Source organism: Streptomyces sp. NPDC058086 (assembly GCF_042885015.1).
Lineage (GTDB): Bacteria > Actinomycetota > Actinomycetes > Streptomycetales > Streptomycetaceae > Streptomyces.
Genome location: NZ_JBHVST010000046.1, coordinates 55,520 through 76,752, shown reverse-complemented (window position 1 = coordinate 76,752; position 21,233 = coordinate 55,520). Strand labels below are relative to the sequence as shown.

The window sequence follows — 21,233 nt, the reverse complement described above, 5'->3', positions numbered from 1 at the left end:
CGGTTCCTACGTTGAAGGGCACTCGCCGGGAGCGGCGGTGCTGGGACGAGGGGATGGACGTCATGCCGGTAGCGATCATCACGGGTGCTTCGAAAGGGCTGGGTCGGGCGCTCGCCGCGGCCTTGGCGGAGCGCGGCTGGGATCTGGTGCTCGACGCGAGGACCGCGGGAGTGCTGAAGGAGACGGCGGAGGCGCTGTCCGCGTACGGGACCCGGGTGGAGGCGCTGCCCGGGGATGTCGGGGACGCCGGGCACCGCGCCGGGCTGGTGGCGGCGGCCCGTGGGCTCGGCGGCGTGGACCTGCTGGTGCACAACGCGAGCGCGCTGGGCGCCGAGCCGCTGGTGCGTCTGGAGGACCTGCCCCTGGACGGGCTGCGCCACGCCCTGGAGGTCAACGTGGTCGCGGCGCTGGGTCTGGTCCAGGAGGCGCTGCCGCTGCTGCGGGCGGCGGAGGCCGGCGCGGTCGTCGCCGTCAGCTCGGACGCGGCCGCGGAGGCGTACGAGACGTGGGGCGGGTACGGGGCGTCCAAGGCCGCCCTGGACCATCTGGCGGCCGTGCTCGGCGTGGAGGAGCCAGGGCTGCGGGTGTGGGCCGTGGACCCGGGGGACATGGGCACGGACCTGTACGCGGCGGCCGTCCCGGACGACGACGACCCGCGGCCGACGCCGGACAGCGTGGTTCCGGCCTTTCTGCGGCTGCTGGACGAACGCCCTGCCAGTGGCCGCTACGGCGCTCCGGCGCTGCTGGAGGTGCGATGACGACGACCGTGCGGGTTCCGGAGGAGCGGTCGGCGCGGGTGCCGGCCGAGCAGCGCGGGCCCGGGCGGGACCGGGACTCCGTGCGGCTGCTCGTGTCGTGCGGTACGGAGGTGTCGCATCACGCGTTCGTGGAGCTGCCGCGGCGGCTGCGGGCGGGGGATCTGCTGATCGTCAACACCTCCCCCACGCTGGCGGCCGCCGTGGACGGGCGGATCGGGCACACGCGCGTGGTGGTGCATTTCTCCACGCGGGGCGATGACGGACGGTGGGCCGTCGAGCTGCGGGATCCCGACGGGAGGGGCACCACACGTGCGCGCGCGGGCGGACCGGCGGGGACGCAGGTGCGCCTTGCCGGGGACGTACGCCTCGTACTGGAGGAGCCGCTGACGCCGTACGGCTCGCGGCTGTGGTGGGGGCGGGTGTCGGATCCGGACGTGCTCGGGCTGCTGCGGCGTCACGGGCGCCCCATTCGCTACTCCTATACACAGAGGGACCAGCCGCTGTCCGTCTACCAGACGGTGTTCGCGCTGCCGTCGGCCGACGGGAGCGGCAGTGCGGAGATGCCGAGCGCGGCGCGGCCCTTCACCGCGCGCCTGGTGGCGGAGCTGGTGAGCCGGGGCGTGCAGTTCGCGCCGATCACGCTGCACACCGGTGTCGCGTCGGCGGAGGCCCACGAGCCTCCGTATCCGGAGCGGTACGAGGTGCCGGAGGCGTCGGCCCGGCTGATCAACGCCGCGAGGGCGGGAGGGGGGCGGATCCTCGCGGTCGGTACGACGGCCGTACGCGCCGTGGAGTCGGCCGTCGACGCCGGCGGGGTGGTCCGGGCCCGGAAGGGCTGGACGGACCTCGTGGTGACCCCGGAGCGGGGTGTGCGGGTGGTGGACGGGCTGCTGACCGGGCTGCACGAGCCGGAGGCCTCGCATCTGCTGATGCTGGAGGCGATCGCGGGACGGGCGGCGATCAAGCGCAGCTACGGCGAGGCGTTGAGCGGGCTCTACCTCTGGCACGAGTTCGGGGACGTGCACCTCATCCTCCCGAGCGAGGGGCCTCACGCTGAGCGTTGCTCCAGCAACTGCCGGTGAGAATTCCATAGGGCCGATGTGAGCCCGCGCATAGGGCGCACATCACGTACGAAGGTGCATAGGAGATAAAGGCGGGCATAGTGAGCGGGGCAGACGTGACAGTCTGCCCCGATTTGCCCTTACTGGGCCTACTACCTTCCGTCGTACGTCACACCTTTGCCACGGTATTTTGCGGCCGCTAAGAATGGCACCCGTCGCTCAGCACCGCGGGTTTCACCCCACGGCGCCAGATCCGGAAACACTCTGTCCCCCACCGGATCGGGAGCGACCTCCGCGCTATTCGAAGAGGTCCATCAGCCATGACCAAGAACACCCGCACTCCTGGCCATAGTCCGAAGCTGACCCAGGTCCGCAAGCTCTCGATCGCCGGCGTCGCCACGCTCGGTGCCGCGACCCTCGCGTTCTCGCTGGCGCCGAGCCACACGCAGACCACCACGAACGACGCCGCCATCTCCGCGGCGCCGGTCGTCTTCAGCCAGCAGCCGATCAAGAACGTGCAGGCCCGCCTCACCGACCAGCTGGCCGGCACGAGCCTGAAGACCCAGGCCATCGAGGCGAAGAAGAAGGCGGCCGACGACGCCGCCAAGAAGGCCGCCGACGCGGCCGCCGCCAAGAAGGCCGCCGAGAACGTGCGCAAGGTGCAGGCCGCGAGCCGCTCCGTGCAGCGCCCCGCGATCGAGACGGTCGCCTTCAAGACGGTCGCCATGAAGACGGTGGCCCTGAAGACGGCCGCCACGAAGACGTACGCCAACAACCTCGACGGCTGGATCCGCCAGTCGCTCGACATCATGAAGCGCAGGGGCATACCGGGTTCGTACAACGGGCTGCACCGCAACATCATGCGCGAGTCCTCGGGCAACCCGATGGCCATCAACGGCTGGGACATCAACGCCATCAACGGCATCCCGTCGAAGGGCCTGCTGCAGGTCATCCCGCCGACGTTCAAGGCGTACCACGTGCCCGGCACCTCGTGGAACATCTACGACCCGGTCGCCAACATCACTGCCGCCGCCAACTACGCGGCCGACAAGTACGGCTCGATGGACAACGTCAACAGCGCGTACTGAGGCCTGCGCGGACCTCTGACGAGTATGCCGAAGGGCGGCACCCCGGTGTTGGGGTGCCGCCCTTCGGCGTACGTACGCGCGGGACTACTTGCGCATGACCTCCGGCTCGTGGCGGCGCAGGAAGCGCGCCACGAAGAAGCCGCAGACGGCGGCGAGGACGAGCAGCGCGACGATGTCCATGCCGTAGGCGGACGCCGTGTGGTTCCACAGCGGGTCCGTGCTGGACGGGTCGTCCGTGTTCGGACTGATGTTGTTGAAGTCCAGCGTGGCGCCGGCGGCGGCGACCGCCCAGCGCGAGGGCATCAGGTACGAGAACTCGTTGACGCCGATCTTGCCGTTCAGGATGAACAGACAGCCGGTGAACACGACCTGGATGATCGCGAACATGACCAGCAGCGGCATGGTCTTCTCGGCCGTCTTCACCAGCGAGGAGATGACCAGGCCGAACATCATCGAGGCGAAGCCCAGCGCCATGATCGGGATGGAGAGTTCCAGCAGCACCGAATGGCCGAAGACCACGCCCTCGGTGGGCTTGGTGCGGCTGGTGAAACCGATCGCGCCGACCATGGCGCCCTGCAGCACGGTGACCACGCCGAGCACGACCACCTTGGACATCAGGTACGCCGAGCGTGACAGGCCGGTGGCGCGCTCCCGCTCGTAGATCACCCGTTCCTTGATCAGCTCACGGACGGAGTTCGCCGCGCCCGCGAAACAGGCGCCGACCGCGAGGATCAGCAGCACCGTGGTGGCCGTGCCGTTCGGCACGTGCGCGCCCGTCTTCGGGTTCACCTGCGGGTTCACCAGCAGGGTCTTGTTCGGGTCGATGAGCAGGCTCACCGCGCCGAGCACGGCCGGCAGGATCACCGTCAGCGCCAGGAAGCCCTTGTCGGACACGATCACCGACACATAGCGCCGTACCAGCGTGCTGAGCTGGGAGAACCAGCCCTGCGGCTTCGGCGGCTTCATCGCCTGCGGCGGCGTCACATTGGCCGACTGCGGAGCGACGGCGTCGATGTCCGCGGCATACATCTGGTAGTGCTGCGAGCCCTTCCAGCGGCCCGCCCAGTCGTAGTCGCGGTAGTTCTCGAAGGCGGAGAAGACGTCGGCCCAGGTCTCGTAGCCGAAGAAGTTGAGGGCCTCCTCCGGCGGACCGAAGTACGCGACCGAACCGCCCGGTGCCATCACCAGCAGCTTGTCGCAGATCGCCAGCTCGGCCACGGAGTGCGTGACGACGAGGACGGTACGGCCGTCGTCGGCGAGGCCGCGCAGCAGCTGCATGACGTCCCGGTCCATGCCCGGGTCGAGACCTGAGGTCGGCTCGTCCAGGAAGATCAGCGACGGCTTCGTCAGCAGCTCCAGGGCCACCGAGACGCGCTTGCGCTGGCCGCCGGAGAGGGAGGTGACCTTCTTCTCCTTGTGGATGTCCAGCTTCAGCTCGCGCAGCACCTCGTCTATGCGGGCCTCACGCTCGGCCGTCGTGGTGTCGGCGGGGAAGCGCAGCTTGGCCGCGTACTTGAGGGCCTTCTTGACGGTGAGTTCCTTGTGCAGGATGTCGTCCTGCGGGACCAGACCGATGCGCTGACGCAGCTCGGCGAACTGCTTGTACAGGTTCCGGTTGTCGTAGAGGACGTCACCCTGGTTGGCGGGGCGGTAGCCCGTGAGCGCCTTCAGGAGCGTCGACTTGCCGGAGCCCGAGGGGCCGATGACCGCGATGAGCGACTTCTCGGGGACGCCGAAGGAGACGTCCTTGAGGATCTGCTTGCCGCCGTCGACCGTCACCGTCAGATGGCGGGCCGAGAAGGAGACCTCACCGGTGTCGACGAACTCCTCGAGCCGGTCGCCGACCAGGCGGAACGTCGAGTGGCCGACGCCGACGATGTCGTTCGGGCCGAGCAGCGCGGAGCCGCCCTTGGCGATCGGCTGGCCGTTGACGTAGGTGCCGTTGTGCGAGCCGAGGTCGCGGATCTCGAAGCGGCCGTCGGGCGTCGCGTGGAACTCGGCGTGGTGGCGCGAGACCTGGAGGTCGGAGACGACCAGCTCGTTCTCCAGCGCACGACCGATGCGCATCACCCGGCCGAGGTCGAGCTGGTGGAAGGTGGTCGGGCTGCGGTCGCCGTAGACCGGCGGCGCCCCCGCGCCACCACCGGGTCCCTGCTGCTGCGGCACTCGCGCCGCGGGCTGCTGCGGCTGCTGGTGACTCTGTTCCGGCGTCTGCTGCTGCGGTGCCTGCTGGGCCCAGCCGGGGCTCGCGCCCTGCGCGGCGTAGGGCTGCTGCTGAGGCTGCGCGACGGCGGCCGCGGCGCCGGAGAGGTTCAGGCGCGGGCCGTCGGTCGCGTTGCCGAGGTGCACGGCCGAACCGGGGCCGATCTCCATCCGATGGATCCGCTGCCCCTGCACAAAGGTGCCGTTGGTGCTGCCGTGGTCCTCGATGACCCAACTCCGGCCGTCCCAGCTCATCGTGGCGTGACGCCAGGAGACCCTGGCGTCGTCAAGCACGACGTCTCCCTGCGGATCACGTCCGAGGGTGTATGGCCTGGACGCATCGAGCGTCCAGGTCCGTCCATTCAATTCCAGTACGAGTTCCGGCACTCCATGCCCCACTGAGTTGTCCCCCGAAGTTCCCCCATCACAGGGAGTCTAGGGATGTCGAACATCGGGGGGAACTATTTCAGGAGCAGGCCCCTGACCGAAAGTCGGGCCATGTGAAGAGCGCGTACGGGCGGGTTGCCCGTTTCCGTTGACGGGGTTGAAACCGGCCCGGAGAGTGGTAATCCCACGCGAGGGGGACATCCGCGGTGATGACACCGCGGCGCGGATCGGGGGGTCTGACGATGAGCATCGACACCGCGGGACACGGCAGGCGACTGCCCTGGGGGGATGTGCTGTTGTCCGCGATCGCCTCGGTGAGCTGGGCGTTGATCGCGATGGCGGGCACGGCCGCGCTCGGTCTGCATCTGGTCGGCGCGGACGCGGCGGGCTCGCTCGGGCCGATGACCGCGGCGGTGGTGGCCCTTGGGGCCAATGGTGCGGTCAAACCGTCCGGCGATGTGTCGGCCTTCGGTCTCAAGGGGGCGGAGGCGCACACGGCCATACAGATCACGCCACTGGGCGTGGGACTGGTGGGCGCGCTGCTGCTCTCCTTCTTCTTCCTGCGCTCCCTGCGCGGGGCGGGAGTTGTGATCGCGCCGTCCGAACTCCTCGCGCGCGCGGGCGCGGTGGTCGTGCTGTTCGTGGCGACGCTGGGCGGGCTCGCCTGGGCCGGGCACGACATCATCACGATCGACGGGAGCAAGCTCGGCCTCGACCGGGTGACGGGCGGCGGCGGCCTCGGGAACATCACCGACAAGCTCCCCGGCGGGCTCGGGGATCTCGGCGGACTGCTGCCCGGCAAGATCGGCGACCTGGTGCACGCACAGGCGGCCGTGGGCTTCACCGTCGACACGGTGCCCACGCTGCTCGGCGGCGCGGCCTGGGCGGCCGGAATCCTGGCGATCTCCCTGCTCGCCTCCCGGCGCACCCCGCTGCCGCGCGGCTGGGAGGGCGTGCACCGGATGGTGCGCCCGGCCGCGTCCGCGCTGGTCACGGTGTTCCTGGTGGCGGTCCTCGCGGGCCTCGCGGCGGCGGCGTACGCGGCGATCGGTGATCCCCATCCCAAGCTGATCGCGGGCGCCGCGCTGCTCGGCGCGCCCAACGGGGTGTGGCTCGGCATCCCGATCGGCCTCTTCGTGCCCTGGGACGGCAAGGCCACCGGCGAACTCGCCAAGCTGCTCCCCCACCCGCTGGACCGGTTGCTGAGCGTCGACTCCGATCAGCCCGTCACCCTGGGCAGGCTCGCCGAACTCGACGGACGGGTGTGGCTGTTGGGGGTCGCGACCGCGGTCATGATGCTGTTCGCGGGCGTCCTCGCCGCTTCGCGTACGCCTTTTGTACGGGGGCAGGGTGCGGCTTCGGTGGGAACACCGGCTGCTCCCGATGTACGAGGAGGGGGCGCCCTCGGTTTCGCCGGGCGCTGCGCTCTTCGGCTCGGCATCGTGACGGCGCTGGCGCTGCCGCTGCTGGCGTGGCTGACGGACGTGTCCGTGGACGCCTCGCTGTCGGTGTTCGGCATCGACGCGTTCGGTGCCGGAATCCGGTTGCACGGGCATCTGGGCATGGCGCTGCTGCTCGGCGCCGCCTGGGGTGCGGGCGCGGGGGCGGCGGGGGCGCTGCTGGCCTACGCGAGCGGGGCCGCGGGGCGGCGGGCGGCGCCGCTGGCACTGGGTGACGCGGGCCCCCCGGTCACCGCGCCCGCCCCTGACCTCCCCGGGCAGAGCGGACCGTACGCTCCGAGCGCGCCGTACCGGCCGGCGAACCCCGACACCAATCCCTATCTGCGACTGCCCGACGCACTGCGGGAACCCGCCGACGGTCGGCCGTCGGAGCGGCCGCGCCCGCCCGACGACGTGTACGGCGCGCCGACGGTCGTCCGGCCGATGGCGCCGCCACCCGGACCACAGAAGCGGCGGCCACGGGGGCGCAATGTGCCGCCTCCGCCGCAGCCGCCGCCCGACCAGGGACCCTCCGCGCCGCCGAGTCCGGGGCGGCAGAACTGATCGCCGTTGCCGGGCAACGCGCTCGACACCGCACCGACACCCAGTGTTCCCCGTCCGCTGGACGGACCTCAGGGGCGGAAGGCACTGGGTGCCGGATACGGTGGAGTCACCATGAGCGCTTTGCAGACCCCCGAGGTCCCCACTCTCCTCGTCAAGATCTTCGGCAAGGACCGGCCGGGTATCACGGCCGGACTCTTCGACACCCTCGCCGCCTACTCCGTCGAGGTGGTCGACATCGAGCAGGTCGTCACCCGTGGCCGGATCGTGCTCTGCGCGCTCGTGACCGAGCCGCCGGCCGGCCTGGAGGGCGATCTGCGGGCCACCGTCCACAGCTGGGCGGAGTCGATGAAGATGCAGGCGGAGATCATCTCCGGCCTCGGCGACAACCGGCCGCGTGGCCTCGGGCGGTCCCTCGTCACCGTGCTCGGGCATCCGCTCACCGCCGAGTCGACGGCCGCGATCGCCGCCCGGATCACCAAGACCGGCGGCAATATCGACCGTATCTTCCGGCTCGCCAAGTACCCGGTGACGGCGGTCGAGTTCGCCGTGTCCGGTACGGGGACCGAGGCGCTGCGCACCGCGCTGGTGACCGAGGCCGCGGCGCTCGGGGTGGACATCGCGGTGGTGGCGGCGGGGCTGCACCGCAGGGCACAGCGCCTGGTCGTCATGGATGTGGACTCGACGCTCATCCAGGACGAGGTGATCGAGCTCTTCGCCGCGCACGCCGGGTGCGAGGAGCAGGTCGCCGAGGTGACGGCGGCGGCGATGCGCGGGGAGCTGGACTTCGAGCAGTCGCTGCACGCGCGTGTGGCGCTGCTCAAGGGGCTGGACGAGTCGGTGGTGACCAAGGTGCGCGAGGAGGTGCGGCTGACACCGGGCGCGCGCACGCTGATCCGTACGCTGAAGCGGCTCGGTTTCCAAGTTGGTGTCGTCTCGGGTGGATTCACGCAGGTCACGGACGATCTGAAGGAGCGGCTCGGGCTCGACTTCGCGCAGGCCAACACGCTGGAGATCGTCGACGGGAAGCTGACGGGCAGGGTCACCGGCGAGATCGTGGACCGCGCGGGCAAGGCACGGCTGCTGCGCCGCTTCGCCGCCGAGGCGGGGGTGCCGCTCGCCCAGACCGTGGCGATCGGCGACGGGGCCAATGACCTCGACATGCTCAACGCGGCCGGTCTCGGCGTCGCCTTCAACGCCAAGCCCGTCGTCCGCCAGGCCGCGCACACCGCGGTGAATTTCCCCTTCCTGGACACCGTGCTCTATCTGCTGGGTGTCACCCGCGAAGAGGTCGAGGCGGCGGACATGCACCTCGGCGACCACTGAGGGCAGGACATACGTCGGCGGGGGCCCGGCACCGTGCTGGTGCCGGGCCCCCGTCCCTGTCGGGGTGGGTTACTCGGTCGGCGCCCAGTAGTCGGTCAGCGTGCACACTCCGGGCTCCAGGGATTTCCAGGAGCCCTCGACCGAGAGCACGGCGTAGGCGCCCGTGTGGAAGCCGTGGGCGGCCATCCGGGCGCGGGTGTCGCCCTCGGCCTGTCCGGCCAGAACGTCGGCGAGGCCCTGGATGCCGGGGTTGTGGCCGATCAGGACCACGTTGTGCGCGTCGTCCGGGGTCTCGTTGAGTACGGCGATCAGCTCGCCGGGCGAGGCCTCGTAGAGCCGCTCCTCATAGACGGTTTTCGGCCGGTGCGGGAGCTCGTGGACGGCGAGTTTCCAGGTTTCCCGGGTGCGGGTCGCCGTGGAGCAGAGGGCCATATCGAAAGGGATCCCGGTGTCGGCCAGCTTGCGTCCGGCGAGGACGGCGTCCTTATGGCCCCGGTCAGCGAGCGGCCGCTCGTGGTCGGACACCTGTGGCCAGTCGGCTTTCGCATGCCGGAAGAGGACAATCCTGCGGGGTTCTGCGACGCTCATGGGTCCCAGCTTCGCATGAAACACGCCATGCGGCGCTGAGAGTTGACCTGCTCCCCCAGGGGTGCTCAGGGGGTCTGGCGCAGCACCGTCTGCTGGACGCGCTCGAAGAGGTGGGTGATCGCGGGGTCGCCGCCCGCGGCGTGCGCGTCCGCCGGGTTCAGTATCAGGAGCAGCAGGGCGACGAAGGCGAGAGCAGGCAGGGCGAGGGCCCACCAGGGCAGCCGGATGTCCACGCCGCCCGGGGTCGGCGGGTGGGGCCGGGTGTGCGTACGGGCCGACATGCCGCCTCCGTGGGGCTTCGAGTGCTCCGTGGCCCGCGTCCTCGCGGCCACAACTCAAAGTTACGGATTCCTGGGCCGTCAACCCATCCGGTGATCCACCCACTTGACCCTGACACTCACCCCCTAGGGGACAGGGGGGCTAGCCCCACCATCGGCGTCCCAGGGGGTCCGCGGCGGCGGTCAGGGTGAGGCGATCGACGCGATGATGCCGATGATCACGGTGATGGCCAGCATCGCGCCGAGCACGAGCAGCAGCTTCTTCTGGCCGTTCTGGGGGTTCGGGTCGAGCGCCATACGGCCAGTCTCGCACCCTTCGTCCCTACCTCCGCCCTCGGGGGGTCTCAGGCGCGGCGGCCGGGCGCGGCCTCGTCCTCCACCGTGCGGTCCCGGCCGGCCAGGACGCCCACCGCGATCTGCGGGATCATCAGGGCGGCCATGAGCGCGATCGGCAGCCCCCAGCCGCCGCTGTGCTGGTAGAGCACGCCCACGAGGAGGGGTCCGGGGATCGAGATCAGATACCCGGTGCTCTGCGCGAACGCCGACAGCTGGGCGACACCCGCACCGGTCCTGGCCCGCATGCCGACCATGGTGAGGGCCAGTGGGAAGGCGCAGTTGGAGACACCGAGCAGGAGGGCCCAGGCCCAGGCTCCGCCCGCCGGGGCGAGGTAGAGGCCCGCGTATCCCGCGAGGCCGCAGACACCGAGCGCGACCACGATCGGCCCCTGGTGGGGCATGCGGGTGGCGAGGCGAGGGATGACGAAGGCCAGGGGCACGCCCATCACCATCGTGACGGCGAGAAGCAGCCCCGCGGTGCCCGCGGAGACACCCGCGTCGCGGAAGATCTGCGCCATCCAGCCCATCGTGATGTACGCGGCGGTGGCCTGGAGTCCGAAGAAGACGGCGAGCGCCCAGGCGGTCCGGCTGCGGGTGATGCGCAGTGCGCCGGGTTCCCGCGGGGCGGGGTGTGCCGCCCGCGCCGGCTCGCCGTCGCGGGAATCGGCGCCCCGCGCGCGTCCCAGCGCGATCCACGGCAGTACGGCGGCCGCCGCCAGGCCTGCCCACACCGCGAGGCCCGACTGCCAGCCGCCGCCCAGGGCGTCGGTCACGGGCACGGTCACCGCCGCCGCGGCCGAGGTGCCCAGGGCGAGCGCCATCGAGTAGAGGCCGGTCATGGAGCCGACCCGGTCCGGGAACCAGCGTTTGACGATCACCGGCATCAGGACGTTGCTGACGGCGATACCCATCAGTGCGAGGGCGCTGGCGGCCAGGAAGCCGACCGCGCTCCCGGTGTACGGCCGGATCGCGAGCCCCGCCGTGATGGCGACCATTCCGGCGCAGACGACCGCGCCGGGTCCGAAGCGGCGGGCGAGGCGCGGCGCCATGACGCCGAAGACGGCGAAGCAGAGCGGGGGTACGGAGGTGAGCAGTCCGGCGACGCTTCCGCTCATGCCGAGCCCGTCGCGCACGTCTTCCAGGAGTGCGCCGAAGCTGGTGATGGCGGGGCGCAGGTTGAGGGCCGTGAGGACGATGCCGACCGTCACCAGCCGCGTCGTCCACGCGCGCGTGGGCTGCGATCGGGGCTCCGTGCCCTCGGGGGAACTGCGTATGGGTGTGGACGTCGTCGTCCGGGTCTCCTCGCTCACCATGAGGCCCATCATAGAATCATGGGATGATTGGCTGTCCAATCCCGTTGCGTTAATCTCCGGATTCTCCGGCCCCGCGCGAACGATCACACCGGGCCCGTACGAAGGACCGCCATGCCGCTGAGCCACCCCCGCCGTTCGGCGCTGTCCGAGCAGGTCATCGCCGAGCTGCGGAACCAGATCACCTCGGGCGAGTGGCCGGTCGGCTCCCGCATCCCCACCGAGCCGGAGCTCGTCGACCAGCTGGGCGTCGCTCGCAACACCGTCCGTGAGGCCGTCCGCGCGCTGGCCCACAACGGTCTGCTCGACATCCGCCAGGGCTCGGGCACCTACGTCGTGGCGACCAGCGAACTCGCGGGCGTGATGCATCGGCGCTTCGCCGACGCCGATCCGCGGCACATCGCGGAGCTGCGCGCCACGCTGGAGTCGAGCGCGGCGAAGCTGGCCGCCGAGCGGCGCACCGAGCGCGATCTGAAGCAGCTCGACGCGCTGCTCGTACGGCGGGAGGAGGCCTGGGAGTCGGGCGACGCGGAGGCCTTCGTGGCCGCCGACGCGACCTTCCACCTGGCGGTGGTGGCCGCGTCCCACAACGACGTCATGACGGCGATGTACGCGGACCTGGGCGAGGTACTGCGCGACTGGCTGCGCGAGGACGTCGGCGGGAAGCTGACGCCGGAGACGTACATGGACCACGCGCGGCTCGTCGACGCGATCCGCGCGGGGGACACGGAGACGGCAGGCGCGGAAGCCGGGGGCTATCCGTTCCAGTGCCGTCCGGGACGGCTCAGGCCCTCGGCCTCCGACCGCTGACGAACACGGTCACTTCTGGTGGCTGACCCACGCCGACCGGACCTCCTCCCAGCACCGGCCGGCCAGCCGGACCGTCATCGCGGGGCCCGCGTCGACCGGGTCGGTGTCGGTGTCGATGTCCCACCAGCGGTCGCACTCGATGTGCAGGGCGACCCGGTCGGTCTCCGGGTAGGGGTTGTGGCAGTACGCGGTCACGTGCGAACCCTGGACCGTGGTGCGGCACTCAGCGCCGAAAGGCTGGGGGACGGGGAGATTTCCGTGCACTACACGCGTGTGGGGCACGGCGTCGTACGGCAGAACCATCATGAAGGCGACAGCGGCGAACACCGGGGCAAAACGGCGGGACAGGCGCACAAGGGGGACCTCCTCGGCCGTACGGCTGCGGGGCGGTGCGTAGTTCCAGCGTGCGCGTTGCGATGCCCGGGACGCCCGGCCGACTAGGCCGAACGGGCGACGCCCCGCTCCCCGCGTTGCGGGAATCGGGGCGTCGGCCAGATGGGGGAAATCAGGCGCCGATGGCGTGCAGTCCGCCGTCCACGTGGATGATCTCGCCGGTGGTCTTCGGGAACCAGTCGCTCAGCAGCGCGACAACACCGCGGCCGGCCGGCTCCGGGTCCTTGAGGTCCCACTCGAGGGGCGCCCGGGTGTCCCAGACGGAGGCGAGCTCGCCGAAGCCCGGGATGGACTTGGCGGCCATGGAGCCGATCGGGCCCGCCGAGATCAGGTTGGAGCGCACGTTCTGCTTGCCCAGGTCGCGGGCGAGGTAGCGGTTCACGGACTCCAGGGCGGCCTTGGCCGGGCCCATCCAGTCGTACTGCGGCCAGGCGTACTGCGCGTCGAAGGTGAGGCCGACGACCGAGCCGCCGTTCTGCATCAGCGGCAGGCAGGCCATGGTCAGCGACTTCAGGGAGAACGCCGAGACGTGCATGGCCGTGGCGACCGACTCGAAGGGGGTGTTGAGGAAGTTGCCGCCGAGGGCGTCCTGCGGCGCGAAGCCGATGGAGTGCACGACGCCGTCGAGGCCGCCCAGCTCCTCACCGACGACGTCGGCGAGACGCGCCAGGTGCTCGTCGTTGGTCACGTCGAGCTCGATGACCTTGGTGGGCTTGGGGAGCTTCCTGGCGATGCGCTCGGTCAGCGTGGGCCGCGGGAACGCGGTCAGGATGATCTCGGCGCCCTGCTCCTGGGCCAGCTTGGCGGTGTGGAAGGCGATGGAGGACTCCATCAGCACACCGGTGATCAGGACGCGCTTGCCCTCGAGGATTCCGCTCATGGTGATCAGTGACCCATTCCCAGTCCGCCGTCAACCGGAATGACGGCTCCAGTGATGTACGAGGCGTCGTCCGAGGCGAGGAACCGCACCGTCGCGGCGATCTCCTCGGGCTGAGCGTACCGGCCGAGCGGCACCTGGGCGACGATGCCCGCACGCTGCTCGTCGGTGAGCGCCTTGGTCATGTCGGTGTCGACGAAACCGGGCGCGACGACGTTGAAGGTGATGTTGCGCGAGCCGAGTTCGCGGGCGAGTGAACGCGCGAAGCCGACAAGGGCGGCCTTGGAGGCGGCGTAGTTCGACTGCCCCGCGGAGCCGAGCAGCCCCACGACCGACGAAATGAGGACGACCCGCCCCTTCTTGGCACGGAGCATCCCACGGTTGGCACGCTTGACGACCCGGAAGGCGCCGGTCAGGTTGGTGTCGAGGACGGAGGTGAAGTCCTCCTCGGACATCCGCATCAGAAGCTGGTCCTTGGTGACGCCCGCGTTGGCGACCAGGATCTCGACGGGGCCGTGCTCGGCCTCGATCTCCTTGTAGGCCTGCTCCACCTGCTCGGTGTCGGTGATGTCGCACTTGACGGCGAGGCAGCCCAATGCGGTGAGGGCAGCCGGCGGCTCACCCGAGCGGTATGTGATCGCGACCTTGTCGCCGGCATCGGCGAACGCGCGGGCGATGGCGAGGCCGATGCCCCGGTTGCCTCCGGTGACGAGAACCGAGCGGCTCAACGGATCACCCTTTCGATAGCTGTCTGAAACCCCTGCAAGACAGGCGCCTTCCTTGGAAACCTATCGGTCCCCCACGCCTCCCGGAGAATCCGGCACCGACAGTGGCGCGGGGGACTCACTGTCGGATCCCTACAGAAAGCCTCGATGCGCGAACGGAAAAATGTGGCCCCCGCACCCGCCCGCGCGACATGATCGGACCCGACAGGCCACGACAGCAGGGAGACCTCCGTGCCTCATTCCATCGACGAAGCCTTCACGGCACTGCCACTGCGGGCCCTGGCCGACGCCGCGCTCGCACGGGCGCGCGCGCTCGGGGCCGAGCACGCGGACTTCCGGTTCGAGCGGGTGCGCAGCGCGTCCTGGCGGCTGCGGGACGCCAAGCCCGCCGGATCGTCGGACACCACGGACCTGGGGTACGCGGTGCGGGTGGTGCACGGCGGGACCTGGGGGTTCGCGTCAGGTGTGGATCTGACGATGGACGCGGCCGCGAAGGTCGCGTCGCAGGCCGTGGCGATGGCGAAGCTCTCGGCCCAGGTGATCAGGGCGGCGGGTTCCGACGAACGCGTGGAGCTGGCGGACGAGCCGGTGCACGCCGAGAAGACGTGGATCTCGTCGTACGACATCGACCCCTTCTCCGTGCCGGACGAGGAGAAGGCCGGGCTGCTCGCGGACTGGAGCGCGCGGCTGCTCGCGGCCGACGGCGTCAACCATGTCGACGCCTCGCTGCTGACCGTCCACGAGAACAAGTTCTACGCCGACACCGCCGGGACCGTGACCACCCAGCAGCGCGTGCGGCTGCACCCGCAGCTCACCGCCGTCGCCGTCGACGAGTCCAGCGGCGAGTTCGACTCCATGCGCACCATCGCGCCGCCGGTCGGACGCGGCTGGGAGTACCTGAGGGGCACCGGCTGGGACTGGGAGTCCGAGCTCGCGCGGATCCCGGAGCTGCTCGCCGAGAAGATGCGGGCGCCGAGCGTCGAGGCGGGGCTGTACGACCTCGTCGTCGACCCCTCCAACCTGTGGCTGACGATCCACGAGTCCATCGGCCACGCGACCGAGCTGGACCGCGCGCTGGGCTACGAGGCGGCGTACGCCGGCACCTCCTTCGCCACCTTCGACCAGCTCGGCAAGCTGAGGTACGGCTCCGAGCGGATGAACGTCACCGGTGACCGCACCGCCGAGCACGGCCTCGCGACCATCGGGTACGACGACGAGGGCGTCGAGGGGCAGTCCTGGGACCTCGTGAAGGACGGCACCCTCGTCGGCTACCAGCTGGACCGGCGGATCGCGAAGCTCACCGGCTTCGACCGGTCCAACGGGTGCGCCTACGCCGACTCCCCCGGGCATGTGCCCGTACAGCGCATGGCCAACGTCTCCCTCCAGCCGGACCCCGCGGGGCACTCGACCGAGGACCTGATCGGGGGTGTGGACCGAGGCATCTACGTCGTCGGTGACCGGTCCTGGTCCATCGACATGCAGAGGTACAACTTCCAGTTCACCGGCCAGCGGTTCTTCAAGATCGAGAACGGCCGGATCACCGGGCAGCTGCGGGATGTCGCGTACCAGGCCACGACCACCGACTTCTGGGGTTCGATGGCTGCAGTGGGTGGTCCGGGGACGTACGTCCTGGGCGGTGCCTTCAACTGCGGCAAGGCCCAGCCGGGTCAGGTCGCGGCGGTCTCGCACGGCTGCCCGTCGGCTCTCTTCCAGGGGGTCAATATCCTCAACACGACTCAGGAGGCCGGTCGATGAGCGCCCGTACGAACAAGCCGCACGAGGTCGTCGAGCGCGCCCTCGAACTCTCCCGCGCCGACGGCTGCGTCGTGATCGCCGACGAGCACTCGACCGCCAACCTGCGCTGGGCCGGCAACGCGCTGACCACGAACGGGGTCACGCGCGGGCGCACCCTGACCGTCATCGCGACCGTCGACGGCCGTGAGGGCACGGCCTCCGGGGTCGTCTCGCGCTCGGCCGTGACCGCGGACGAGCTGGAACCCCTGGTGCGGGCCGCGGAGGCGGCGGCACGCGGCGCGGGGCCCGCCGAGGACGCCCAGCCGCTGGTCACCGGCGTGCCGGAGTCCCCCGACTTCACCGACGCGCCCACCGAGACCTCCTCCGCCGTCTTCGCCGACTTCGCCCCGGCGCTCGGCGAGTCCTTCGCCCGCGCCCGTGCCGGCGGACGCGAGCTGTACGGCTTCGCCAACCACGAGCTCGTCTCCAGCTATGTCGGTACGTCGACGGGGCTGCGCCTTCGCCACGACCAGCCGAACGGGACGCTGGAACTCAACGCCAAGTCGCCCGACCGGACGCGCTCGGCATGGGCGGGGCGGTCCACGCGGGACTTCAAGGACGTCGACCCGGCCGCCCTGGACGCCGAGCTGGCGACCCGGCTCGGATGGGCCGAGCGGCGCGTCGACCTGCCCGCAGGCCGCTACGAGACGCTGCTGCCGCCGACCGCCGTCGCGGATCTGCTGATCTACCAGATGTGGTCGGCGGCGGCCCGGGACGCGGCCGAGGGCCGGACCGTCTTCAGCAAGCCCGGCGGCGGCACCCGTGTCGGCGAGAAGCTCACCGAGCTGCCGCTGACCCTGCGCAGCGACCCGAACGAGCCGGGGCTCGAGTCCGCGCCCTTCGTGCTCACGCACTCCTCGGGCGACGACGCCTCCGTCTTCGACAACGGGCTGCCCCTGTCGGCGACGGACTGGGTGCGCGAGGGCACGCTGAACCGTCTCTCCACCACCCGGCACAGCGCGGGCCTCACCGGGCTGCCCGTCGCCCCGATCATCGGCAACCTGATCCTGGACGGCGGCGAGGACCGCTCCCTGGAGGAGATGGTCGCCGCCACCGAGCGCGGTCTGCTGCTGACCTGCCTCTGGTACATCCGCGAGGTCGACCCGGCGACGCTGCTGCTCACGGGGCTCACCCGGGACGGCGTCTACCTCGTCGAGAACGGCCAGGTCGTCGGCGAGGTGAACAACTTCCGGTTCAACGAGTCGCCGGTGGACCTGCTGTCGCGGGCGACGGAGGCGGGGCGCACGGAAAAGACGCTGCCCCGTGAGTGGAGCGACTGGTTCACTAGGGCTGCGATGCCCGCGCTGAGGGTGCCCGACTTCAATATGAGCTCTGTCAGCCAGGGCGTATAACCTCGTACCTGATTCACGAGACCACTCAAGGAGATACGAGAACCGTGACGGACATCGTCGACGAGCTGAAGTGGCGGGGGCTGTTCGCCCTGTCCACCGACGAAGAGGCTTTGCGCAAGGCGCTCGCGGACGGTCCCGTCACGTTCTATTGCGGCTTCGACCCGACCGCGGCCAGTCTGCACGTGGGGCACCTGGTGCAGGTCCTCACCATGCGTCGCCTCCAGCAGGCGGGCCTGCGCCCGCTGGCCCTGGTCGGTGGCGCGACGGGCCAGATCGGCGACCCGCGCCCGACCGCCGAGCGCACGCTGAACGACCCGGAGACGGTCGCGAACTGGGTGACGCGCCTGCGCTCGCAGATCGAGCCGTTCCTGTCCTTCGAGGGCGAGAACGCCGCGGTCATGGTGAACAACCTGGACTGGACGGCCGGCCTGTCGGCCATCGAGTTCCTGCGGGACATCGGCAAGCACTTCCGCGTCAACAAGATGCTGACGAAGGACTCCGTGGCCCGGCGCCTGGAGTCCGAGGAAGGCATCAGCTACACGGAGTTCAGCTACCAGCTTTTGCAGGGCATGGACTTCCTGGAGCTGTACCGACGCCACGGCTGTACGTTGCAGCAGGGCGGCAGCGACCAGTGGGGCAACCTCACGGCGGGCCTGGACCTGATCCACCGCCTGGAGCCGCACGCCGACGTGCACGCGCTGGCGACACCGCTGATGACCAAGGCGGACGGCACCAAGTTCGGCAAGACCGAGGGCGGCGCCATCTGGCTCGACCCCGAGATGACGACGCCGTACGCGTTCTACCAGTTCTGGCTGAACGTGGATGACCGTGATGTCTCGACGTACCTGCGGATCCTGTCCTTCAAGTCCCGCGAGGAACTGGAAGAGCTGGAGAAGCAGACCGAGGAGCGCCCCCAGGCCCGCGCCGCCCAGCGCGCGCTGGCCGAGGAGCTGACGACGCTGGTGCACGGCGCCGACCAGACGGCCGCGGTGATCGCCGCGTCCAAGGCCCTCTTCGGCCAGGGCGAGCTGACCGAGCTCGACGGGAGGACGCTGGCCGCGGCGCTCTCCGAGGTGCCGCACGTCCAGGTCGCCGAGCTCGGCCCGGTGGTGGACCTCTTCGCGGAGGTCGGCCTGGTGGCCAGCAAGTCGGCCGCGCGCCGCACGGTCAAGGAGGGCGGTGCCTACGTGAACAACGTCAAGGTCACCACCGAGGACGCGGTCCCCGCCAAGGAAGACCTGCTGCACGGGCGCTGGCTGGTGCTGCGCCGGGGCAAGAAGAACCTGGCGGCGGTGGAGGTCACAGAGGCCTAGACACGAGTCGCTGAGGCCTGGACACGACGAGGGGGCGGTTTCCCGTGCGGGAGACCGCCCCCTCGTCGTACCTCGTCATCGGGCTTCGCGCTTGTTCGTCAGGCTCTTTGCTTGTTGCCCCGCAGCGCCATGTAGGCCATGTCGCCGAGGAAGACGATGATGATCGCGGCCACGAGCTGGAAGGCGTGGCGGCTCCAGTCGATGCCCCGGGTCTCGGCGACACCGAGCGCCCGGGCGATCGCGTTGCCGACGATGGCTCCGAGGATGCCGAAGATGGTGGTCAGCCAGAGTGGGCTGTGCTGCTTGCCCGGAAGGATCGCCTTGGCCAGCAGCCCCAGCACGAAGCCCACGATGATCGCCCACAACCAGCCCATGTCTGCCTCCTAGTACGGCTCTACGTGAGCATTACGCCCAGTCTCGGCGTGTGCGCCATACGGCGCATGTCGGGCGCGGCCGTACGCGGTACGGCGCATCATGTCCACCCAGGCCGAACCCGCCCCGGTCTCGAAGGCGACGGAGTCGCGGCGTAACGTGGGACGTGTTCGGGCCTGCTTCCCAGACCGGGTTCGGACCGGGTACGGGCCGGGGAGAGTCCGACACAGGGCAGGTGGTGGAACGTGATGCGGAAGCAGAGCAAAAGCCAGGTCTTCCGGATCACCGGGGCCAGGCAGGGGCTCGACGAGGACGTCCGCGGCAGGCAGCGTCGCTATGTCATCTCGATGTCCGTCCGCACGGTCTCCGTGATCCTCGCCGCGACCCTCTGGAACGTGGAGCGGCACGTCGCGATCGTCGCACTGGTGCTCGGCATAGTCCTCCCCTACGTAGCCGTGGTGATCGCCAACGCCGGACGGGAGAACGCCCCCTCGCTGCCGTCGACGTTCGTCACTCTGCCCGGCCCTGCGATGATCGCGCCGCCGCGCCCGGACGCCTCCGCGGAATCCGTCCCGGAGGACGTCGTGACCGACCCCGGGGCGCGTCCGGGAGGCGGGCAGCACGAGCGGGCCGAGCCCGACTCGACCCTCACCTGACCACGGGGGATCCGCCGAAAACGGAATCCGATCGCGCACCAAGCTCAAGAAAAGCTCAGATCAATCATGTTGTTCCGGTGCCGGGCAGCGGGCTACCCGTGACATACTTCGTACGCGCTCCGCATCCCCCGTCGGAGCGACAGACCGACGCCGGGCAGCTCCCCCCGTGGCTGCTCGGCGTCGCCTTTTCGGGGCCGTTTAGGGTTGAGGCGTGACTTTCCCGCTCCCCGACATGTCCCCGGCCCCCAGCACTCCGCAGTGCTCCGCCAAGGGCTGCCGCACCGATGCCGTGTGGGTGCTCGCCTGGAACAACCCGAAGCTGCACACGCCCGAGCGGCGCAAGACGTGGCTCGCCTGCGAGGAGCATCGCGAGCACCTGTCCAAGTTCCTCGGTGTGCGGGGCTTCTTGAAGGACGTGGTGCGGCTGGAGGACTGGGAGGAGCCGGAGGGCTGAGCGGTTCTGGAAGTTCGGGTCGTCCGTGGCTTGTCGCGCCCACGCGGCGGAGCAGCATGTGTCACAGCCCCGCGCCCCTGAGGGGGCGCTCTCAGCCGCCGATCGCGGACATCGGTCTGGCCGGCTGGAGGAACGACGGGTCGTCCAGGCCCGAGCCCGCCTTCTTGCCCCACATCGCGAGGCGCCAGACGCGGGCGATCTCCTCGTCGGGGGCGTCCGAGCGGAGGGCGGTGCGCAGGTCGGTCTCCTCGGTGGCGAACAGGCAGTTGCGTATCTGGCCGTCGGCCGTGAGGCGCGTACGGTCGCAGGCCGCGCAGAACGGGCGGGTGACCGAGGCGATCACGCCGACGCGGTGCGGGCCGCCGTCCACGAGCCAGCGCTCGGCCGGGGCGGAACCCCGCTCGTCGACGCCCTCCTCGGTGAGCGCGAAGCGCGTACGCAGCGAGGCGAGGATGTCGCCCGCGGTGACCATGCCCTCGCGCTTCCAGCCGTGCTGGGCGTCCAGGGGCATCTGCTCGATGAAGCGCAGTTCGTAGTCGTGCTCCACCGCCCAGGCCAGGAGGTCGGGGGCCTCGTCGTCATTGAGGCCCGGCATCAGGACGCAGTTGACCTTGACGGGGGTCAGGTCGGCGTCGCGGGCGGCTTCGAGGCCCGCGATGACGTCCTGGTGTCGGTCACGGCGGGTGAGGGCCTTGAAGACGTCGGGGCGCAGGGTGTCCAGCGAGACGTTCACCCGGTCCAGACCCGCGGCCTTCAGGGCGGCGGCGGTGCGCTTGAGGCCGATGCCGTTGGTCGTCAGGGACGTCTGGGGGCGGGGTTCGAGCGCGGCGACCCGCTCCACGATGCCCACGATGCCGGGGCGCAGCAGGGGTTCGCCGCCGGTGAAGCGGACCTCGGTGATACCGAGGCGGGTGACCGCTATCCCGATGAGACGGACGATCTCGTCGTCCGTGAGCAGGTCGGGCTTGGCCAGCCACTGCAGGCCCTCTTCGGGCATGCAGTACGTACACCGGAGATTGCACCTGTCCGTCAGTGAGACGCGCAGGTCGGTAGCCACTCGGCCATAGGTGTCGATGAGCACGTGGGCCCCCTCCCTCGTTGCGGATCACTTCTACTCGACACGATCGAGCCTACGTGACACGGCTGACATCAA

21 protein-coding genes are annotated in these 21,233 nt (G+C 70.4%); 11 read left to right on the top strand and 10 right to left on the bottom strand.

Annotation, left to right across the window (positions count from 1 at the left end; translation table 11 throughout):
* Positions 1-62: 62 nt before the first annotated feature.
* The 3 genes from ACFVWD_RS30795 (at position 63) to ACFVWD_RS30785 (ending at position 2,907) form a co-directional block, all read left to right on the top strand.
* Positions 63-758 (top strand): SDR family NAD(P)-dependent oxidoreductase, encoded by a 696-nt coding sequence (locus tag ACFVWD_RS30795; RefSeq protein ID WP_389600791.1) that lies wholly within the window; start codon positions 63-65, stop codon positions 756-758.
* Positions 755-1,840, top strand: coding sequence for an S-adenosylmethionine:tRNA ribosyltransferase-isomerase (locus tag ACFVWD_RS30790; RefSeq protein ID WP_389600789.1), 1,086 nt, complete (start codon positions 755-757; stop codon positions 1,838-1,840). The genes ACFVWD_RS30795 and ACFVWD_RS30790 overlap by 4 nt, the downstream gene beginning before the upstream one ends.
* 299 nt (positions 1,841-2,139) lie before the next feature.
* The gene (locus tag ACFVWD_RS30785; RefSeq protein ID WP_389600787.1) at positions 2,140-2,907 is read left to right on the top strand and encodes a transglycosylase SLT domain-containing protein; all 768 of its coding nucleotides are present in this window, start codon (positions 2,140-2,142) and stop codon (positions 2,905-2,907) included.
* Between the two features lie 84 nt (positions 2,908-2,991).
* On the opposite strand, the gene ACFVWD_RS30780 is transcribed toward ACFVWD_RS30785, so the two are convergent.
* Positions 2,992-5,496 (bottom strand): FHA domain-containing protein, encoded by a 2,505-nt coding sequence (locus ACFVWD_RS30780; protein WP_389600786.1) that lies wholly within the window; start codon positions 5,494-5,496, stop codon positions 2,992-2,994.
* Between the two features lie 242 nt (positions 5,497-5,738).
* On the opposite strand from ACFVWD_RS30780, the gene ACFVWD_RS30775 reads away from it, so the two are divergent.
* Entirely contained in the window at positions 5,739-7,499 is a 1,761-nt protein-coding gene (locus ACFVWD_RS30775; protein WP_389600785.1) for a streptophobe family protein, read from the top strand.
* 111 nt (positions 7,500-7,610) lie between these two features.
* Positions 7,611-8,822 (top strand): phosphoserine phosphatase SerB, encoded by a 1,212-nt coding sequence (gene serB / locus ACFVWD_RS30770; protein WP_389600783.1) that lies wholly within the window; start codon positions 7,611-7,613, stop codon positions 8,820-8,822.
* Between the two features lie 69 nt (positions 8,823-8,891).
* Here the strand turns inward: serB and ACFVWD_RS30765 are convergent, their stop codons facing one another.
* The 4 genes from ACFVWD_RS30765 to ACFVWD_RS30750 all read right to left on the bottom strand — a co-directional run bounded on the left by ACFVWD_RS30765 (position 8,892) and on the right by ACFVWD_RS30750 (position 11,349).
* A complete protein-coding gene (locus ACFVWD_RS30765; RefSeq protein WP_389600781.1) occupies positions 8,892-9,410 on the bottom strand; it encodes a SixA phosphatase family protein in 519 nt (172 codons plus the stop codon).
* A 65-nt stretch (positions 9,411-9,475) separates the two neighbouring features.
* A complete protein-coding gene (locus ACFVWD_RS30760) occupies positions 9,476-9,691 on the bottom strand; it encodes a hypothetical protein (RefSeq protein ID WP_389600779.1) in 216 nt (71 codons plus the stop codon).
* Positions 9,692-9,871: 180 nt separating this feature from the next.
* Entirely contained in the window at positions 9,872-9,985 is a 114-nt protein-coding gene (locus tag ACFVWD_RS30755) for an SGM_5486 family transporter-associated protein (protein ID WP_097284109.1), read from the bottom strand.
* Between the two features lie 47 nt (positions 9,986-10,032).
* Entirely contained in the window at positions 10,033-11,349 is a 1,317-nt protein-coding gene (locus tag ACFVWD_RS30750; RefSeq protein ID WP_389600778.1) for a CynX/NimT family MFS transporter, read from the bottom strand.
* A 99-nt stretch (positions 11,350-11,448) separates the two neighbouring features.
* Between ACFVWD_RS30750 and ACFVWD_RS30745 the strand changes: the two genes are divergently transcribed.
* On the top strand, positions 11,449-12,144 hold the full coding sequence (locus tag ACFVWD_RS30745) for a FadR/GntR family transcriptional regulator (protein WP_384906145.1): 696 nt from the start codon (positions 11,449-11,451) through the stop codon (positions 12,142-12,144).
* Between the two features lie 9 nt (positions 12,145-12,153).
* Here ACFVWD_RS30745 and ACFVWD_RS30740 read toward each other — a convergent pair whose 3' ends face one another.
* The 3 genes from ACFVWD_RS30740 to fabG all read right to left on the bottom strand — a co-directional run bounded on the left by ACFVWD_RS30740 (position 12,154) and on the right by fabG (position 14,142).
* On the bottom strand, positions 12,154-12,498 hold the full coding sequence (locus tag ACFVWD_RS30740; RefSeq protein WP_389600776.1) for a hypothetical protein: 345 nt from the start codon (positions 12,496-12,498) through the stop codon (positions 12,154-12,156).
* A 151-nt stretch (positions 12,499-12,649) separates the two neighbouring features.
* The gene (gene fabI, locus ACFVWD_RS30735) at positions 12,650-13,417 is read right to left on the bottom strand and encodes an enoyl-ACP reductase FabI (RefSeq protein WP_168490335.1); all 768 of its coding nucleotides are present in this window, start codon (positions 13,415-13,417) and stop codon (positions 12,650-12,652) included.
* 5 nt (positions 13,418-13,422) lie between these two features.
* Positions 13,423-14,142 carry a 3-oxoacyl-[acyl-carrier-protein] reductase gene (gene fabG / locus ACFVWD_RS30730; protein WP_075026117.1) on the bottom strand — a complete coding sequence of 240 codons (720 nt, stop codon included), beginning with the start codon at positions 14,140-14,142 and terminating at the stop codon, positions 13,423-13,425.
* Between the two features lie 228 nt (positions 14,143-14,370).
* On the opposite strand from fabG, the gene ACFVWD_RS30725 reads away from it, so the two are divergent.
* The 3 genes from ACFVWD_RS30725 to tyrS are packed head-to-tail and all read left to right on the top strand — an operon-like array spanning position 14,371 to position 18,598.
* A complete protein-coding gene (locus ACFVWD_RS30725) occupies positions 14,371-15,894 on the top strand; it encodes a TldD/PmbA family protein (RefSeq protein WP_168490337.1) in 1,524 nt (507 codons plus the stop codon).
* Complete coding sequence (locus tag ACFVWD_RS30720; protein ID WP_389600774.1) at positions 15,891-17,285, top strand: metallopeptidase TldD-related protein; 1,395 nt, start codon at positions 15,891-15,893, stop codon at positions 17,283-17,285. Before ACFVWD_RS30725 ends, ACFVWD_RS30720 begins: the two co-directional genes overlap by 4 nt.
* A gap of 44 nt (positions 17,286-17,329) precedes the next feature.
* The gene (gene tyrS, locus ACFVWD_RS30715) at positions 17,330-18,598 is read left to right on the top strand and encodes a tyrosine--tRNA ligase (RefSeq protein ID WP_389600772.1); all 1,269 of its coding nucleotides are present in this window, start codon (positions 17,330-17,332) and stop codon (positions 18,596-18,598) included.
* 98 nt (positions 18,599-18,696) lie between these two features.
* Here tyrS and ACFVWD_RS30710 read toward each other — a convergent pair whose 3' ends face one another.
* Positions 18,697-18,972: a GlsB/YeaQ/YmgE family stress response membrane protein gene (locus tag ACFVWD_RS30710; protein WP_382116043.1), complete on the bottom strand. Its 276-nt coding sequence runs from the start codon at positions 18,970-18,972 to the stop codon at positions 18,697-18,699.
* Positions 18,973-19,218: 246 nt separating this feature from the next.
* Here ACFVWD_RS30710 and ACFVWD_RS30705 point away from each other — a divergent pair, with 246 nt between their 5' ends.
* Complete coding sequence (locus tag ACFVWD_RS30705; protein WP_389600770.1) at positions 19,219-19,626, top strand: DUF3099 domain-containing protein; 408 nt, start codon at positions 19,219-19,221, stop codon at positions 19,624-19,626.
* A 232-nt stretch (positions 19,627-19,858) separates the two neighbouring features.
* Positions 19,859-20,080: a hypothetical protein gene (locus ACFVWD_RS30700; protein ID WP_389600804.1), complete on the top strand. Its 222-nt coding sequence runs from the start codon at positions 19,859-19,861 to the stop codon at positions 20,078-20,080.
* A gap of 91 nt (positions 20,081-20,171) precedes the next feature.
* On the opposite strand, the gene moaA is transcribed toward ACFVWD_RS30700, so the two are convergent.
* Positions 20,172-21,161 (bottom strand): GTP 3',8-cyclase MoaA, encoded by a 990-nt coding sequence (moaA, locus tag ACFVWD_RS30695; protein ID WP_385375447.1) that lies wholly within the window; start codon positions 21,159-21,161, stop codon positions 20,172-20,174.
* Positions 21,162-21,233: the final 72 nt, after the last annotated feature.